The organism is Photobacterium lucens, assembly GCF_009873615.1.
GTDB classification, from domain to species: domain Bacteria; phylum Pseudomonadota; class Gammaproteobacteria; order Enterobacterales; family Vibrionaceae; genus Photobacterium; species Photobacterium lucens.
Window position 1 is genome coordinate 1 of the sequence record NZ_SSMG01000035.1, and the last position, 19,863, is coordinate 19,863.

6 protein-coding genes are annotated in these 19,863 nt (G+C 39.7%); 3 read left to right on the forward strand and 3 right to left on the reverse strand.

The window, feature by feature from the left end; translation table 11 throughout:
• Positions 1–224 precede the first annotated feature (224 nt).
• From mnmA to purB, 3 genes are all read left to right on the forward strand, one after another.
• Complete coding sequence (gene mnmA, locus E5A76_RS02725) at positions 225–1,340, forward strand: tRNA 2-thiouridine(34) synthase MnmA (RefSeq protein ID WP_008987527.1); 1,116 nt, start codon at positions 225–227, stop codon at positions 1,338–1,340.
• 11 nt (positions 1,341–1,351) lie between these two features.
• Positions 1,352–1,969: a high frequency lysogenization protein HflD gene (gene hflD, locus E5A76_RS02730; protein WP_053986923.1), complete on the forward strand. Its 618-nt coding sequence runs from the start codon at positions 1,352–1,354 to the stop codon at positions 1,967–1,969.
• A 95-nt stretch (positions 1,970–2,064) separates the two neighbouring features.
• Complete coding sequence (gene purB / locus E5A76_RS02735) at positions 2,065–3,432, forward strand: adenylosuccinate lyase (RefSeq protein WP_008987529.1); 1,368 nt, start codon at positions 2,065–2,067, stop codon at positions 3,430–3,432.
• A gap of 74 nt (positions 3,433–3,506) precedes the next feature.
• On the opposite strand, the gene E5A76_RS02740 is transcribed toward purB, so the two are convergent.
• From E5A76_RS02740 to E5A76_RS02750, 3 genes are all read right to left on the reverse strand, one after another.
• Positions 3,507–4,007 carry an OmpA family protein gene (locus E5A76_RS02740; RefSeq protein ID WP_161118027.1) on the reverse strand — a complete coding sequence of 167 codons (501 nt, stop codon included), beginning with the start codon at positions 4,005–4,007 and terminating at the stop codon, positions 3,507–3,509.
• Positions 4,007–7,546, reverse strand: coding sequence for a hypothetical protein (locus tag E5A76_RS02745; RefSeq protein WP_161118028.1), 3,540 nt, complete (start codon positions 7,544–7,546; stop codon positions 4,007–4,009). Before E5A76_RS02745 ends, E5A76_RS02740 begins: the two co-directional genes overlap by 1 nt.
• A gap of 784 nt (positions 7,547–8,330) precedes the next feature.
• The gene (locus E5A76_RS02750; protein ID WP_161118029.1) at positions 8,331–19,334 is read right to left on the reverse strand and encodes a DUF11 domain-containing protein; all 11,004 of its coding nucleotides are present in this window, start codon (positions 19,332–19,334) and stop codon (positions 8,331–8,333) included.
• Positions 19,335–19,863: the final 529 nt, after the last annotated feature.

Below are 19,863 nucleotides of genomic sequence, written 5' to 3' on the forward strand. Positions count from 1 at the left end.
TTGCGTTAGATTCCAAACTTAATATATAACCTCTGTTTTATTGGCATTTTTTATTGTTAGTTATTGTTTTAAAAATGATTTTTAAGGTTATTTTAGTTTGGTACCTAGCACATAAAGCTATGTCACTTATTTATTGAAGTGTGATTCTGCTCTCGATCTGTTTCAGCTCAATGCTTTCTGTTAGAATTACGCTCTTAACACTAAATTAGCGACTGAAGAGAAATATGTCAGATAACAGCCAAAAGAAAGTCATTGTCGGCATGTCCGGCGGCGTAGATTCATCGGTATCCGCTTACCTACTCCTTCAACAGGGTTATCAAGTTGAAGGCTTATTCATGAAAAACTGGGAAGAAGACGATAACGACGAATACTGCTCTGCTGCAGAAGATCTCGCTGATGCACAAGCTGTATGTGACAAGCTTGGTATTCCTCTGCACACCATCAACTTTGCAGCTGAATACTGGGATAACGTATTTGAATACTTCCTTGCTGAGTACAAAGCAGGCCGTACGCCAAACCCAGACATTCTATGTAACAAGGAAATCAAGTTTAAAGCTTTCCTTGAGTTTGCAGATGAAGTGCTTGAAGCAGATTACATTGCTATGGGTCACTACACACGTCGCAGCTTCCCTACTGCAGAAGGCGAAAAGCCTCAAATGCTACGTGGTGTCGACAACAACAAAGACCAAAGTTACTTCCTTTACACATTAAGCCACGAGCAAATTGCACGTAGCCTATTCCCTGTGGGTGAGTTAGAAAAACCTGAAGTTCGCCGCATTGCGGAAGAGCAAGGTTTGATCACGGCGAAGAAGAAAGATTCGACCGGTATTTGTTTCATCGGTGAGCGTAAGTTCACGGAGTTCCTAGGCAAATACCTACCAGCGCAGCCAGGTAAAATCGTTACCGCTGACGAAGGTAAAGAAATTGGTGAGCACCAAGGTCTGATGTACCACACACTAGGCCAACGTAAAGGCTTACACATTGGTGGTCAGAAAGGCGGCAACGGTCATGAAGATGCATGGTACGTTGTAGATAAAGACGTTGAAAACAACCTACTGATTGTTGGTCAAGGTAAAGATCATCCTCGTCTTAAATCTAATGGTTTAATTGCAAAACAGCTTCACTGGGTTGATCGTCAACCAATCCGTGAAACCATGGCTTGTACGGTGAAGACTCGTTACCGTCAGCAAGACATTCCTTGCACCATCATTCCAGTAGATGATGAAACCATTAAAGTGATTTTTGATGAGCCTCAAATTGCAGTTACTCCAGGTCAATCCGCGGTATTCTACAACGGTGAAATCTGCCTAGGTGGCGGCATTATCGAAGAGCGAATTTAAGGAGTTTCACCGTGGCTTACACTGTTTATGACCGAACAATCGCCTTTGCTGGTATTTGCCAAGCAGTAAAACTAGTACAGGAAGTTGCCCGCAACGGCAGCTGTGATAACGATATTTTAGCCGCAACATTAAATAGTATTGTTGAGACCAGTCCTTCAAATACTATTGCTGTATATGGAAATGAAGCAAACTTACGCATGGGTTTAGAGTCCATGATCCGTGACATTGATAACAGCTCATCAGGTAGTGAAATTACTCGCTACTTGGTTAGCGTAATGGCACTTGAGCGTAAGTTAGAAAGCCGTCGAGATAGCATGTCACAACTCGGTGATCGTATTGATATGATCAAACGCCAACGTGATCACTTTGAGCTACTTGACGAGCAAATGCTAAGTAATATCGCGAGTGTTTACCTTGATATTATTAGCCCACTTGGCCCTCGCATCCAAGTATCAGGTACTCCTGCACAACTGCAGCAACCCCACGTACAACATAAAGTACGTGCGCTATTGCTAGCTGCGGTACGTGGTGCGGTACTTTGGCGTCAAGTAGGTGGTAAACGTCGCCATTTATTGTTTGGTCGTAAGCAAATGATCGAACAAGCAAAAATCTTGCTTGCTCGTAACTAAAGCGACAGATTGAGCTTCATACTGCTTGGCTTGAGTGCTCCTCAAGCTAAGCAAACAATTTTGTTTTAACCCTTATAAATCAGGAGAGACCCAATATGGAACTGTCAGCATTGACTGCTGTTTCCCCAGTAGACGGCCGCTACGGAAGTAAAACAAGTGCGCTACGCAGCATCTTCAGTGAATTTGGTCTGCTAAAGTACCGTACTATCGTTGAAATCCGTTGGTTACAAAAATTGGCTGCTACTGACGCTATTGTGGAAGTTCCTGCATTCAGCGCTGAAGCAAACGCATTCTTAGATCGTATTGCGGCTGAGTTTAGTGAAGAAGATGCGCTACGCATTAAAACGATCGAGCGTACAACAAACCACGACGTTAAAGCGGTTGAATACTTCTTAAAAGAAAAAGTAGCTGAAGTGCCAGAGCTTCACGCTGTTAACGAATTCATCCACTTTGCATGTACTTCAGAAGACATCAACAACCTTTCTCACGCGCTTATGCTGACAGAAGCTCGTGAAAAAGTGATGCTACCTGAAGTACGTAACGTAATTGATGCGATCAAAGATCTGGCTAATCAATTCCGTGATATTCCAATGCTTACTCGTACACACGGTCAGCCAGCTTCTCCATCAACAATGGGTAAAGAAATGGCAAACGTGGCGTACCGCATGGAACGTCAATACAAGCAAATCGAAAACGTTGAAATTCTTGGTAAGATCAACGGTGCTGTAGGTAACTACAACGCTCACCTTTCTGCTTACCCAGAAATCGATTGGCATCAATACAGTGAAGAGTTCGTGACCTCTCTAGGTATCACTTGGAACCCTTACACAACACAGATTGAACCACACGATTACATCGCAGAGCTATTCGATGCATTCGCACGTTTCAACACAATCCTTCTAGACTTCGACCGTGACGTTTGGGGCTACATTGCACTAGGTCACTTCAAGCAGAAGACAATTGCAGGTGAAATCGGCTCATCAACAATGCCGCATAAAGTTAACCCAATCGACTTTGAAAACTCTGAAGGTAACCTTGGCCTAGCGAATGCTATCTTCGGTCACCTAGCACAGAAACTGCCTGTTTCTCGCTGGCAGCGCGACCTTACTGACTCAACAGTACTTCGTAACCTAGGTGTAGGTTGTGGTTATGCAATTATTGCTTACACATCAACTCTGAAAGGCATTAGCAAACTAGAAGTTAACGCCGAAGCACTAGCAGCAGAGCTTGATAAGAACTGGGAAGTACTAGCAGAGCCAGTACAAACAGTGATGCGTCGTTACGGTATCGAGAAGCCATACGAGAAGCTAAAAGAGCTAACTCGTGGTAAGCGTGTTGATGGCGAAGGTATGCGTGTATTCATCGATGGTCTTGAACTACCAGAGCACGAAAAAGCACGTCTAAAAGAGCTAACACCAGCAAACTACATTGGTGATGCTGTTAAGCTAACTGACAAGCTATAATTTCGTTACAAACGAGATCAAAAAAGGCGAGAAGGGTTACCTTTCTCGCCTTTTCTTTATCTCGAATTTATCGATTAGATTTCAGTAAACATCACCAAACCACGACGGTTCAATGCATTGGCTTTTAAGCTGTGCCCTTTCACGATGGGATTCTTCTCACCAAAATATTTCACTTCAAAATGATAATGACTTTCATCAATTCTCGCTTTTAAATAGCTTTCAATCACATGTGAACGGCGCAGCGATAACGCTTCATTGTAGCTATCACTACCTTGATAGTCGGTATGACCTGCAATTAAGATATCACCTGAAAGTGGCTGAATTTTAGCAATAAAATTATCTAACTCTTTAATGTCTTGTGGTTTTAAAACCGCTTTATCAAAGTCAAAATGCGAGATCAAAGACAAGTATATTTTCTTATCTTCTGCTATTGTTTTCTGTTTAAGCTCTGCAATTAAAAACTTCTTCACGGTCAGATCATCAAACTTATTGATGTTTTCTTGGCTAACATAAGTATCTGTTGAGCAACCACCCAATAACGCTAATACACATAATACGAAGAATGATTTTTTCATTAGAATTTACCCACTAGGTTAATGAAGACGCCTTTCGCGTTGTAATCATCGTTATGTACTAAATCATCATCAAATTTAGAAAAGTTATAACCCACACCAATTTTCACATTATCATTAATATGTTTATTCACAGACACTAATGCACCTTGCTCTAAATCATCAGTGACACGATCTTTTTTCCAGTGATATTCACCGGATATATCCCAGTCTTTCATCACTTTATAGCTGGCACTGATACCTGTTAGGAAGATCTCGTTCTTCACTGGCACATCGCTACTGTCTTTACGTTTATAAAGCTCAGATTTTTTCTTGTAAGCCCCTTTCAAACCAAGATCAACATGGGCATTAACCGAATAAATCGTTTCACCTTCAACAATATGGCTTTTCTCATTATTGGTATCTTGCTCTTTTGAACGGTCAGTTTGATCGTAATCTTCTAAATAGGTGTAGCGAGTTAAGAAATTCAGCCGATCATTAAAAATAGGACGATAAGCTAAGCCAACACTGCTTTCAGTGTAACGTTCTACGACTTCGTTTTTCGTTTCATCTTTAGATTTCGAGTAATTAAACTTACCAAACAAGGTGTATTCATCGCTAAGATGATGAACATAGCGGTTAGTGGTAACAAATTGAGTGACTTTGCTATCACCTTTATCGACACGGTATTCCACTTTATTTTTTAAGCTGTAATCGTCTTTATCAACCGAGGTATAAACACTGATCCCACTTCGCTCAATATCACCATTATCTGTGCTTTTTAAGTTACTTTTTTCAAACGCAATACCAGCATCAACGTCATCGTTGACATCATAATCAAAGCCAAACGAGTTCACCTTGCCTTTGCCATTGTTATCATCCACAAACTGATTTTCTTGATAGAACGACAGGGTATCGGTGAGATCCGCTTTCTGACCAAAAACAATATTGTTTTCGTTATCGTAATCTTCTTGGATATAACTCGCGTAAGTAGAGTAGTAATCGTTAACTTGGTAATCCACTTTCGCTTGCAGTGAATCGCCGCGATCACCCGTGGCATATTCACCAGATAACGTCCAATCATCATTCAGCGCAAACTCAGCACCCACGGCAACGCTATCGTCCTGATCAAAACTTTGACTAGCATTAACGGTTTTCTGCCCTTTAACATAAACACTATTGTCATCGTTAAATTCATAATCGGCACGAACACCTACCAGATCACCAGAGCTTTGCTGATCATCATTATTAAGCTCATTAACATGACGACCTGCTGCGGCAATTTTTAGATGTTCGGTAACTCTGTATTGACCTTCAACTTCAACACGTTCGGTATCGGTAACTGTTTTACCGCTGCTGTCTTGCTCATCTAAATGATCAAATCGAGTAGTTAATTGTGTTCTATCGCCAAACTGCAAACGTAGCTTCGAGCCATAAGCCAACTGTGCCAAGTTATCGTCTTGACTAGCATAGGAATAACCTAAGTCTTTATCACGATACCAAGCTTCAATATCGTTACCGACAGCACCAAAAGTATCAGGCATAAGATCGTACAAACTCGCGACTGCGTGTACTTGGATCATGTCACCTTGACGTTTAGCGCTTGGATCGGTGTTTTCAATTTTATCGAAACTTAAACCACCATCTTTTGACAAGTAATTACTGTCAGTTTGCTGCCCTTCAGAATGAAAGAATTCCGCCGTTAAGTAACTCCCTTCTGTGGCTTTTAAGGTTAAGTCAGCCCCTGATAATTGATAATTCTGATTATCTTTTTGCTCTTGAACATAAGTACTACCAAGGGCAATGTTATCGGTAAGCCAACCTTTAACACGTCCACCCGTTGTCATTTGCTCTAATGCTTCGCTACCGTTTGGCACATATTCATAATCAACCGATAAGTAGTTTTCGAGATCGTTATTGGTTGATGAATCTAATACCCCATCACCACCAGATTGTGACTGCTGACTTAATGGTTTATTCAGCACAATACGACCTTGGAACGGGTTAATGGTGTAATCACGACCCGATTGCAAGGTTTTACGGCTTTCCACAACACCTGTTTTACTGTTACGCACAACGAGAGTGACTTTGTCGCTACCTGGTACAATTTCACCGTGACGAGTGCTGTATAAGCTACCACCAGTACCTAAGAATTCATCATGAGAAGATAAGGTGTCAGCTTGTGAAGCAAAAGCGGTGACAGCAAGACGATCATCACCAAATGACGTGGTTTGACGAGTACGATAATCCCCTTTAAAACCATATAAGCTGCGGCTGTAGTCTGCGTTTTCAGTACCGGTTAATCCAGTATTGAAATTCCCCCACATGACACTGGATTTATCATATTGCACATCTAGATAAACTTTACCTTTAGTATTAACGACTTTCTCAATATTGGCTTCATCACCATAGTTGCCGTAATACATTTCGTCGTCATCGTCTAAGATATCAAATACCGTTGTGTCATCAGCCGCAAACGGATGTTTGAACATATCTTTTAACGCTGATTCTTTAGTATCTACATGAGCAACAACCTGAAGCTTATCGCCAAACTTACCTTGACCGAAATAGGCTAAGCGACCACGGTTATAAATATCACCTTGGTATTGATCGTCCACGCCCAGCACATCTTTATTGCCAGAAACATGATTTTTACCAAAATACAGATCCACTAAACCCGCTTGAGCATAGTAAGTATCGGGAATACGCACAAATAGCTGATAGTCACGCTCTTTACCATCGTCGTATTTCACTTTCACAGGGAACATGTAGGCATCGGTTGGCAAATACTTTTCTACATATAATTTGCCATCTTCCACCGTATATTCATCTTCACCAATGGTGACAGTATCAACGCCCTTTAGCCCTGTGCCCATCATTTTTGCCATGCCTGACGACGTGGGAATGTTATGACGCATCAATGTTGCACGACCATAAGTGCGCTTTTCATTGTTGTCATCATTATCAAGTTTATCGATTTCTACTTGTTTATCAGCACGGACTAAATCAGTAACACCGAGTGTCGATATATCCATGTTGCCATCTTTATCCCAAACCTTGAGCCTAAAGATCAGTTGCTCCCCGGCTTTGAACGAGTATGCCGTATCAGTTTTACCATCCCATTCAATATCAAAATCATTACTCAGCTCATCACCAGCTAGCACTTTCAATGGCTGAGATAAATGACGATCTTTGCCACGGTATACCGCAAATTGCCAACGCTTAATATAATGAGAGTAATTGGTTTGGATATTGAATCGAAGGCTATCTGTTACCTGATTGTGTTCAACTTCCACCTCATCACTAAGATCGACATTAAGCACAGGTGAAAATTTGGTGATATCACGAGTAGCCCAAATCGCACCTTCGTCTAAATAGATACGTGAGTTATCTTTCTGAGTGTGAATATCGGTTTTAACATCGGTAGATTCTGAGCTAATTAACGTTAATTCAGGATCACTTTGTGATGGATTTTCTGACGTATTTACAGGTTGAGCTTGAGCAATTAAAGGCAACGCCGTAATGATTAATAGTGTTATTTTACTTAGTTTAAACTGTTTCACTTTAACCTCTTTTGGCAACCACGCCGGATGTAAAAGAATCAATACTCATTCGGGTGAATAGCAATTCTTCTGTCTTTACTTCCTTAATTTTGATCACTACATATAGGTGTTATCTGTGAACAAAATGGATACATAATTAATATGTAGACAGGCTAACAATTGGTCTTAAAAGGGTTAACTCATAAACATTGAAATATTTTGATTTTGAATTTCAGAGAAAAAAACACTGTTTAGGTCAATTAATATTAAATACATGGCAAGATAAATTCATCATGGAAATTCAAGAGAAGCAAGATTTACCCCTCTTTACATAAAAAAACATAAACATTTAAAATCATTGAGTTACAAATAATAACTATATGATTTTATGATAGTAAAGAGTTTTGAATCCAATTTTCAGAATAATATTAATACCCCAATAGCAGTGATATTTTCACTGCCTCTCTCTATTTCCATTTAAAAATCATAGTTATTATTGTCTCTTACTTTAATTACAAAAATGAAAATGACTTAGTTGTATTAATTGACTTATCAAATATCCACTCCCTCATAGATAGGTATTTATACTCGTTAAAGCACATAGTGAAATAAATCTAGGAATATAGAACAACAGCAATAGATAGATTAATACGCGCACTGTTATTCATGGCAAGATAAATGATGACAAGTATTCGTTATATTAATAGGTATGGAAGCGACTCTTTGATATTAAAAAGAGTTTATAAAAATAGATACAAAAAAGGCTGATGAGAATTCATCAGCCTTTGATTTATCGCTTAACTAATTAATGTTTGGTTTGAACACTGAAATTAAACTTAGCCAGTGCATTTGGCGTTATACGCTGTACTTTCGGGTTTTCACTGATCACTTTCATTCCTGTTGGTAGAGAATCAGTATCGACTTTCACAAGGAAGTTCTTACCTTTCTTATCTTTAACCCACTGATCTGGAATGTGGTAACGACCAAATTGATCGGTTTCGATCTTGATCCCTTCAGTGGTAATTAAGCGAACCCCTGGGATACCATCTTCATAGATACCCAAGTTTTCAATCACGATCTCCCAAACATAACCCGTTTTCGCTTGGTATAGATTACGTGTCACATTCAGGTTTTCAGCGGAAAGCCCTTGCTTGGTATCACCGGTTAATGTACGTGTAATTTTACCATCGGCACCAAAGTGAACATGAGTACCATTGCTTGTTGTTACGCTAAAAGCAAACGGTGTAGCTGTTGTCGTTTTAAAGCGGATCGCGACTTTATTACCTTGCTTCAAGGTTCTATTTTGCGATTGACCCATCAAGGATTTAACTGTGATACCACGGTTAATAGGTGCCGCTTGTTTTACATCACTCACGACAGTCGTTTTACCGTCACGCATTAAAGTTGTTGAATTGGCAACATAATCCCCTTTCGGTAAGTCCGTTTTTACAGTAATGCCTTTTGCTGTTGCATCGGCTTGGAAACCATCACCATTTAAGTCTTCAAATACTTTACCTATGATAGATGCAGTATCGAATAACTTATCTGCTTCAATTTCAACAACGGCTTTATCGACATTCGATTTGTCTTCACCACGGATCTGCGCAACGGCGGTATTCACATATTTACCAAATGTCACCCCGGTACTAACACGCATCAAATAACGGACACGCACTTTCTCGTTTGATTTCAGGTTAACCTTTCTAAAGGTTAATTGTCCTGACATCACAGGCTCTTGGCTTAGCAATTCGTCATCTTTGGTATCAAACTCACCATCTGGACCACTATGTACGATTTGGGTTGAACCTGCCACGTATTGAAAACCTGCTGGGTAATGGTCAACAACTGATACATCGAAGAAACTCGCTTTATTGTCGTTTTCTACCATCACTTCGTATTCAACCACGTCACCCACTTGTGCCGTCGCTTTTGATGCTGTTTTAGTTAGCTTCAAATCGTACTCTGGCAGCATAGGTTTCACTTCAGATTCAAGCTTTTCAATATCCATTTTATGTGGTGTTGGATAGCCAATGACCTTATTACCGATATACAGTGCTAGATAATCAATTTTATCTACAAGATCTTTATCTACCGTGGTTGTAAAGGTGTAGACCACTTTACTATGCGGAGCAATATGCAGCTCGGTTTTGATATCAGTGTTATCAGAAAAATCACCAACAGTCGTACCATGCTCTTCACCCGTTGCTCTTGCGGTGATTTTCCAGCCAGTAAAGGCATTAATATTATTACCTTGGTAATCCTTCGCCTTCACCTTTGAGAATTCACTCATAAAGCCAACGTTATTAGCAAACGCATCAGTATCATTCGCAAGTGTAATGGTATAAACCACTTCACCGCCAGGTACATAGATGTTTTCATCTTCACCCACATTGTTGTCGTCATAATCCGTTGTCGTAACAATGGTACCTGTAATTTCCGGCTCTAATGGCGGGACTAGATTACTTAATACATCTTGATCATTAACCTGAGCAATATTTTGAATCATACCGTTAGCACTATCTACGACCTTACCCGTAACTTTAAACGTAATGGTTTGTTTAGGCAGTAAATCAACTAAGTATTGTGTTTCAGTTTGTGCTGTGGCTTGCGCCCCTTGCGGTACAGTATCTACAACAAACTTAGTGCTATCTTTGACAAAAGCAGGACCTGTTGAACCATCACGGTATGTCGTCTCAATCGCACTCATATCATCGTTAACTACCATATCATTGATAATATTGGCAGATGTATTGGTAATGCTGAGTTCAAAGCTCAAATCATTATTAATAATATAGTGCGACTCAATACTTGCTTTGGTTGCTTCAAAACTGGTTTGCTCTGGCTTAACAGTTGCCGTTGCATCCTGTTTGTTCTCACCAAATGTCATGCTCGCAGTGTTAGTAATATCATCAACAATGTCATCAGCAGCAGTACCCATTACAGTAAATGTCACTGTATCTTGTGGCGCAATATCCATCACCACATTCACATCTTTATCTTCAGGTAAGTTTTGCTTTAGCTTATTTAAAGCAACATCCATCACTTTGGTGTTTTCATCACCAGCGACATAACTCACTTTCCAGTGTGTTAATGCAGGTGTTGATTGACCTAAGTTTGTTGTTGCTTCTATCTTGCTGATCAGATCTTGTAGCTCTACATGAGCGGCAAAACCTGCGCCAGTATTTTCAACTTTAATATCAAAACCTACTTCACCACCGTTCTTATAAGTCACGTAAATAGCTTCTTTCGTTAAAATCACAGCACCTTCAATAGGTTCGATTGTCACTTCAGCATTATGATCATCACCATTAATATCAATCGCATGAGCGATATTGGTAATAGAACCAATCACGTTCTTATTCACATTCGCAGCAATATTTACCGTCACTGAAGAGTTAGGCGCGATATCTAAAATGATACTTTCATTGCTTTCTTGCTTAACAACCTTGCTATCGCCCAAGTCAGCAATTTTTGTCACAACCGAATTGGCATCAAAAACACTGCCTGTTAATGGTGAGGTTGGCGTACCACCAGCGATTTCAGCTTCAATTTTTGATACTTCATCTTTGATATTAACGCCCGTCGCCCAACTCGCTTTGGTGTTATTCACTGTCACTGTGTAATTCACGGTTTGACCCGGAACAAACTCACTAATATCAGCTGTTTTCTCAATCGTGATTTCAGATGCTTCAGGCGTGATCACCACTTCATTAGACGCTTGATCATTCGCATAGGCAGTATTGGCAATATTACCGACAACATCGCTTGCAACCTGAGCATCCACGGTTATCACCGCTTCACTATTTGGTGCTAAGTCCACTAATGCAGATGCACTACCATCAGGATTAGGTTTCACATAACCTTCACCAGCAGTGATCTTGCCATATGTCACTTTGATTGATGATTTATCAAAAGCTAACCCTGTTCTATGACCTGCAAGTTCAGTTGTAATGGTATTAAATGCATCAGTCACTTTTACATTTGTTACCCATGCTTCTGAATTATTCTTCAGAGTTAGGCTGTACGTCATGGTGTCATTCGGTACAAACGTCAGCTTGTTTACAGCTTTCTCTAGCGTAAATTCACCTTGTGTTGGAGTAATTGTCGCTTCAGCAGATTTATCACCCGCTATTGCCACGTTAGTAATATCCCCAACAATATTACTGGCAACATTCGCTGCTATTTCAAAGTGAACTTTGCCATGTGGCGCAAGACTTACCATTGCCGATTCACTATCAGTATTGATATCAACAAAGCTATCAAGGCTACCTTCAGATGTTGCTGAAACCTTAATAGTTGCAGGATCAAACGCAGCTACTTTTGTACCTGTTGGATCAACTGCTTCGATTTTCGATACTTCATCTTTTAGTAGTACATCTGTTACCCAACTATCAGAATCATTTGATAACGTTACTGTGTACGTGATCTTCTGACCTTGAATAAAGGTATCGGTATCAGCGCTCTTGGTTAACGCAAAATCCCCTTGCTCTGGCGTGATAGTTACCGTTTCAGATGGCGTATTTTCTTCACCGGCATAAGCAGTGTTATCAATTGCGCCAATCACGTTATTAGCAACAACAGCCGTTACTGTAAATGTCACCGAGCCTTTCGGCTTAATATCCGCCACAGCGTCAATCTTGTCAGTTGCATGACTGGTAACATATGAGCCATCAGATACTTTAGCAACTACTGATACAACGCTGAATGCCACACCTTTAACGGGTGAACTCGCGCTATGTGCGATATCAGCTTCAATCGCTTTTAGATCATCTTTAATTGGGAAGTTATCTAACCATGTACCACCCGTATTTTTTACTGTTACTGTATAAGTGACTGGTTTACCCGGCACAAAGGTTGCCTTATTAACCGATTTAGTAATAGTAAAGTCACCACTCTTAGGATCAATCGTTACCTCTGCCGTTTTATCATTTGCCGTTGCGACATTGGTAATATCGCCAACCACGTTTTCAGCGACTTTCGCTTTGATTGTTAGATCAACAATACCTTTTGGCGCAAGATTCACTACCGCTGATTCATTAGCAAGATCAGATTCGATATAGCTTTTATCTGTGCCTTTTACATGCCACTCATAGCTAATACTTGACGATTCAAATGCATTTTCATCATTACCATCGTGAGATAGAGCCATGATCTTAGAGACTTTATCTGACAACTGAATATCAGTGATCCAGCTATCACTGCTATTTTCAAGCGTCACCACATAAGTCACTTCCTGACCTGTCACGAACTCAGCAATATCTGCCGTTTTCGTTAAAGTAAAATCACCTGATTCTGGTGTAATTGTCGCCGTCTCTGATGGTGTGTTGTCATTACCTGCATAGGCTGTGTTATCGATATTGCCAATAACATTCGCGGCAACCGTTGCTTTAACCGTAAATGTCACACTGCCTTGCGGCTTAATGTCAGCCGTTGCATCAATAGTATCGGCTGCTGGGTTAGTAACCGTTGAATCTGGCGTTGCAGATGCTGTTACTTCAATTGCACTAAAGGCATTGCCTTTCTCTTTAGAGCCTGAAGTGCCAATTACATCAGTTTGAATTGCTTTTAGATCATCCTTAATTGGAAGATCATCTAGCCACGTGCCGCCGGTGTTATTTACGGTAACGGTGTAAGTAACAACTTGTCCCGGTACAAACGTTTCAATATCTGCTGCTTTATGAATATCGAACTCACTTGCTTTAGGAGTAATTGTCACATCTGCAGTTTTATCATTAGCTGTCGCTTCATTGGTGATGTCACCGACAATGTTGTCAGCCACTTTCGCCTTAATAGTAAAGATCACTTTGCCTTTTGGCGCTAAAGATACCGTTGCTGATTCATTCGCAGAATTAACATCAACAAAGCTCTTAATTGCACCTTCGGATGCCCAAGTAAAGTTAATACTAGATGCGTCAAATGCAGGTACTTTTACCCCAGCATGAGAGTCAGCAACAATCTTCGATACTTGATCTTGAAGTGAAATATCAGAGATCCAAGCATCGCTACTATTACTTAACGTCACGCTGTACGTTACTTCTTGACCAGTTACATATGTCTCAGTATCTGCTGTTTTGGTTAACTCAAAATCACCTTGCTTAGGCGTGATAGTGACCTTTTCAGAAGGCGTATTATCACTTCCTGCATAAGCGGTGTTATCAATTGCACCAATAACGTTATCTGCAACGACAGCAGTCACTGTAAATGTCACCGAGCCTTTCGGTTTAATATCAGCCACAGCATCAATGTTGTCTGACGCATTGCTTGTAACAAATGAACCATCGGAAGCTTTCGCTTCAACTAATACAGAGCTAAAAGCCACACCTTCCGTCGGTGATGTCGCATCATGAGCAATCTCTGCTGTGATCGCTGTTAATTCATCTTTGATCGGCAAATCATTCAGCCACGCATCACCTGTATTTTCTACCGTGATGGTGTAGTTGATCTCTTGCCCAGGCGTGAAGGTTTTATCTTCCTCTGCCACCTTTTTATGAATAACAAAGTCACTGCTTTGCGGTGGGATCTCCTGTGATGTGTTGTCTAAACCATTAACAAATGCATGGTTAGGCTCAATCACACCAACCGCAGTATCTTTAATCATTGCTTCAACGGTAAAGTACACGGTTTGTTGTGGTGCAATATCCAGTTCAGTATCAAGCTGCTTATTATCTAAAGGCGTATTTACAGGTACAAAGGTATCAGGCAAACCAGATACACCACCTTCAATACGATAAGTAATACGATAATCGCTATAAGCAGGCTCATTCTTATCACCTGCTACATCAACGTGTACATGTGATACAACGTCTTTAACCGTGATGTCATTTGCCCAGTTATTTGAACTATTTTGAACCTTAATTTCGTATGTCGCTTTTTGTCCTGGAAGATAATAGCTATTCGATGTGAATGGCTTACCATCAAGCTCGATGACATTTTTTGACGCGCTAATATCTTTAGGCTCAGGGGTTAATACAGCATCATCACTCTTCTTGCCGAACACTGCGATATTGGTAATATCCCCCAAGGCATCATTGCTAATGGTTGCATCCACTAAAATCGTTATTTTGCCGACTTTAGGAGCAAGCACTGCCTTAGCTTTAATATCATTCTGCCCTGTTGTCAGTGGGATTGTTGTAATGCCACCTTCAAATGCAGGCGCATTAACAGACCAATTGCTAAAAGGCGTAGCTGTTGGATCTTGCTTACCATCACCTGATAATTCAGCGACATTGGTAAGTAATTTACTTAGCTCATCTTTCAATGCCACTGTATAACTCGTACCGTAGCCTTTGTTTGATAACTCAATTTTGTATTGGATTTTTTGGCCTGGTTGGTAAGTCTTAATTTCCTTACCTGCACTATCCATAACAATTTTCGTTAGTTCGACATTGGCAGGCAACATCTTAGAGATAGGAGACTTAGGATGTAGCCTGTCTCCAATATTTGCCTCATTTTGGAAAGTACCAACAATGGTAGGTTTAATATGTGCTGTGATATTAAACGTCACCTCGTTTTCAGGACCAATATCAACTGTCGTATCAAGTACTTGAGTTGAAGGTGCAAAATCTGCCACTTTACTAAATGCATCTTGATGAGCAAAAGCATGAGCAATCAATACATCATCGAAAACAGGCTCTTCTCCACCATCAACGGTTTTTGCAGTGATAGTTGATAGATCGTCTTTTATCGATAAATCATCAATATTCGCAGTACTTTGGTTAGTAACCGTTACTTGATACTCAATATAACCACCCGGCATATAGCCTTTAAGATCCGGCAGTTTATTTTTCTCGTCATCGTAGTAAGCAACAATCGTCTTCTTAGCAATGTATTTTGCAGTTACAGGGTTAGTGACTACTTCGGTGGTATTACCGTTTACATCTAAGGCATTGGTGATTGGGCCAACCGCATCTTTGTTGACAACAGCATTAACGCTATAAACAGCAGCGCCACCTAAAGGAATAATGGTATCCGTTGTATTAATACTGCCAGTTTGATCATAGTGACCTGCGAAATACCATGTTTTATATTCACCACTGTATTTATCTGTTGTTGTCACAGACGAGAACGCAGGCGCTTGATTACCATTAACATCCAGTACTTTCACGTCAGCGAGTAGATCCTTTACATGGACATGAAAGGCATGGGCTTTACCCGTGTTTTTAACTGTTAAGGTGTAATGTAATGGTTTACCTGGTTCATAGCTTTTCTGATCAACCTTCTTTTCAATTTCTAATTTCGGCTCATAAGGTTTAACCACTAAGTCAGGATCGTTATTAAAAGTAATATCACCAACCGCATCGTCACGTACCGTACCTGTCACGGTATAGATCACTTTCTCACTAGGAGCGACATCAATCATAGTGTTGATGTTTTTGTTATTAGCAACAGTACCGTCTACTAAGCCATCCGTTGAAGTCGATGGTGCATCATGAATTTTTTTTGATTCTTTTCTTATAACCTCTACCGTGAACACAGGGCCAGAACCATGATCAAACGGGTTACCTTCTGACGTTGTACCGTCTTTATTGATGGTTGTTACTTTTAACCCTTCAAGATCATCAAAAATGGTTCTATCGTTCATATAACCCAAGCTTGAAGATGCTGTGATGGTATAAACGATTTGTGTTTTACCTGGAATATAATGTGATTCATTCAAATGGCGAGTGACATCGCCACCTGTATCGGCACGTTGTACAGTAGCATCTGCGTATGCAGTGATCGGCACCATCTCGCCGTTTTTCAATGTAAAGTAAGAGACTTCAGCAACGTTTTTCAGCCATTCATCCACCACATTATCTTTAATAATGGCCGTGATTCGGTAAGTTGCATTGTCGCCATCCTCACCTTTTTTCGCTAATTTCAATTCATCATGTAAATCAACATTTTCAGCAAGCAGTTCTTCACTTCCCTCACCAACTTGCTTGGTAATCGTCCATGAACGATAAGGCGTACCAGTAATATCGGCATGCTTGTTGTCGCCATTATTTGCCAGTAAAACATCAACCCCAATGATCTTATCGCTAACAACGACATTATCGACAGCATTCGCACTGTTATTAACGACACGTACTGTCCAAGTATATTTGTCACCTGGGTGATAACGTTTAAAGTCAGGATCACCGAATTTGTAAATACTAATGCTATTTACTGATGCACTATCTTCATTTACATCAACAGAAGCATCGAAGTGATCACCAGCATTATCTGATACCGTTGCAACGTTAGTGATCTTGCCTTTGCCAACAGCATTAGCGGAAACAATGCCTTTTACATGAATACGTAATGTTTGATGCGGTGCTAAATCAAAGCGAGCATTATTGATATCTTTGGTACCTTCACTCGCACTTGTTTCTGTGGTTGGGTAACCAAATAACTCTGTTCCTTGACCACGATCAGTTGCAGCAGGGTTCTTATCATCCTCAATGATTTTCCACCACACTTTCCATGTATCAAAAATGCCTAATGTTGAGATCGAATCTGATACATGACCATCATTCACATAACCATCACGATCATAATTTTGAATATCAATGGTGTACTCAAGGGGTTGTCCAACCGTATAAACACTGTTCGACACTAACTTACGTAAACGTAAACGAGGTTCAGCAGGAACAACATCAACGTTAGCTGTTTTGATCACTTCACCGGTACGTTCCAATTTAGCTTGTGCTTGGTTAGTAAATTTGCCCCAAATCACATGACCTTTACTACGTGGATCAATATTGGCAGTTACAGTAAATGTGACGGAGCCTTCAGCTGGAACATTAACAACGCTCTCTAAATCTTTATTATTTACAGGTGCTTTAACAACTTCCGCCCCACCGTCAGTCGCTGTTGATACGGTCCATGACGTGAATACAGGTACCTCTTCACCCGCTTTTTCAAGTAACTCTGCTTTTATTTGAGAAATAGCATCTGTCACTGTGACATTTTTAGCAAAGCCTGCTGGTGCTGGGTTAGTGACTTTAATGGTGTAAGTAAACTTATCATCCTTGTAACCGTACGAACGCCAGCCATCACTATTTGCGCCTTTAACATGCTTTTCTATGTTTAAATTTTCTAAACGTGGTGTGGTAATAACAGTCGATTTACCTTGCTGTTTACCCTCACCTGCATAGGCTGTATTAGAGATAACACCGACGATGTCTTGCTTAGTTTTAGCGGTAACAATGTATTTCACCGACTCATTCGGGAAAATGGTGGCTTTTACATCAATAGGATTTTTATCTAAATCACCGTTAACATCAGGATTTGAATGAGGTCCCTGCTCTGTAGTTACATGGATATCAGTAAATGGGTACACCTTATTACCATCAGCATTCTCTGCCGTGATTTCATGTAATTTATCAACCACTGGAATATCAAGTAATAAACCATTCGATGGATTTTTTACTTCAATGGTATAGGTAATATCTTCACCCGGAGTGAATTTGTCTTGATCTACCGATTTCTTAATTTGGATCTTACCCTTTGGCATATCAATACCAGAGCCAGATTCATCAAAGTCATCACCACAAGCATTAGAATCTTGAATATGCCCAATCGTGGTGTCTTTCACTTTTGCTTTGATCGTATATTCGATATAAGAATTTGGCGCTAAATCGACAACAAAGTTAATGTCATCGGTTCTATGTGCCGATGGATTATTCGCAGCAGCACCTGCATCAGTACCTTTATCAGTATTTTGTGCATCAATACTGTCGATATACCAATATTCAAATGGCGCATCATCTGCACCTGTCGATTGCGTAGTAGTAGGACATGTCATCAGCTTATCTAATAAAGTAATGTTATTAGCAAACTTATGCTTATCTGTATTTTTAACTCTTAATTTATAAGTAATTTCGTTACCCGGTGAATACTCACTTTCAATGACTCTTTTCGTATTCTGTGTCGTATTTACAAGCTGGGTATTTGTATTCACTAATGCCGTTTCAGCAATTTGCTGATTCTTTGCATCTAGTAATAGTGCTTTATTACTGATCTCTGCAATAGCAACAGCTGTTGTTGTCGCTGTCACCGTATAGGTAATTTTACCCTTAGCAGGAAATGTCACTGTGTCATCTAGATCAACATCGTTAACAGGAGAAGATAGAGAAGAGTCGGCACCATTTTCAGCAACGACAGTAATATCCCACGTTGTAAACGGGCTAGACTTATCTTCGTCAGTATGTGACCAGTTATTATTGTCGTCGATATTATTATTTGCCGCTTTTGACTGGATAGATGAAAGCGTATCAATCACATGATAATTACGTGCAGTACCTGCATGAGCAGCATTTTCAACCACTACGGTATAGGTAATTTTCTTACCTGTTTGATATGCCGAATTAGCAACGGTTTTAGTAATAGAAAGCTCTGGCTGTAAATAATGAGTGACAACAGCATCTAGTTCCTTTTTAAACCAGAAACCCTTTTTAAATGAAACATGATCACTGGTATTAATATCGCCGATAGCATTTTCAACAGTCTTAGCTGTAATGATATAAGTAATTGACTCAGAAGGAGCAACAACAATATTTGTCGATACTAAATTTCCAGAAGTATTAAATGCACCAGCATCACTATTATCACCAATAGTATCGACTTTATTAGAAACAGAAGAAAAGGCATTACCTTCTTTTCCAGAATCTAGCATCGTAGTGATATCTGCAATTGCTGCATTTAACTTTATATTTTTATAAGTGGTATCTTCAGAATTATTTTTAATGGTTAATGTATATTTTACTGATGAACCTGCATCATAATTCTTTGGTGCACTTATTGTTACCACCAAATCATCGGTAATATTAGCTTGTGCTGGAAGCACAGATAAACCAGTTATACATATCAATAAAGATAATATGAACCTTACTAATGTCGATAACAAACGCATAAGCTTTCCGTATGTCTTCCTATTAATTATTTTTACACCTTATTTATGCTGACTAGGTGTCCCTATGAATTAACATTAACAAGAGAAAGATACAGGGTTAACTCATATGTTATGAATAACATTGAATTGAAAAATCAGAACAAGCTGCCATTTTTTAAAAGAACTTTTAAACGGGGAACACAACCATCAAACAAAAAACATTAACCAATAAAAACAACAATTTAAATCAAAATCTCAACTTAAATTAAAATAAAAAAAGCTAAATCAAAGAAACTAACAGGGCAAAAAATCAAATTTTAAAAGTGCTAGTATCCCCAAAAAATACCTGGCAAAAAGATGTTTACCACAACTAAAGACCATGTAGTTATAAAGGACAATATATACAAATTTGCTTATTACTCGACGAGATTACATACAAAATATACCTGCAATAAAATACCAATAAATAACATAAATAGTAAAT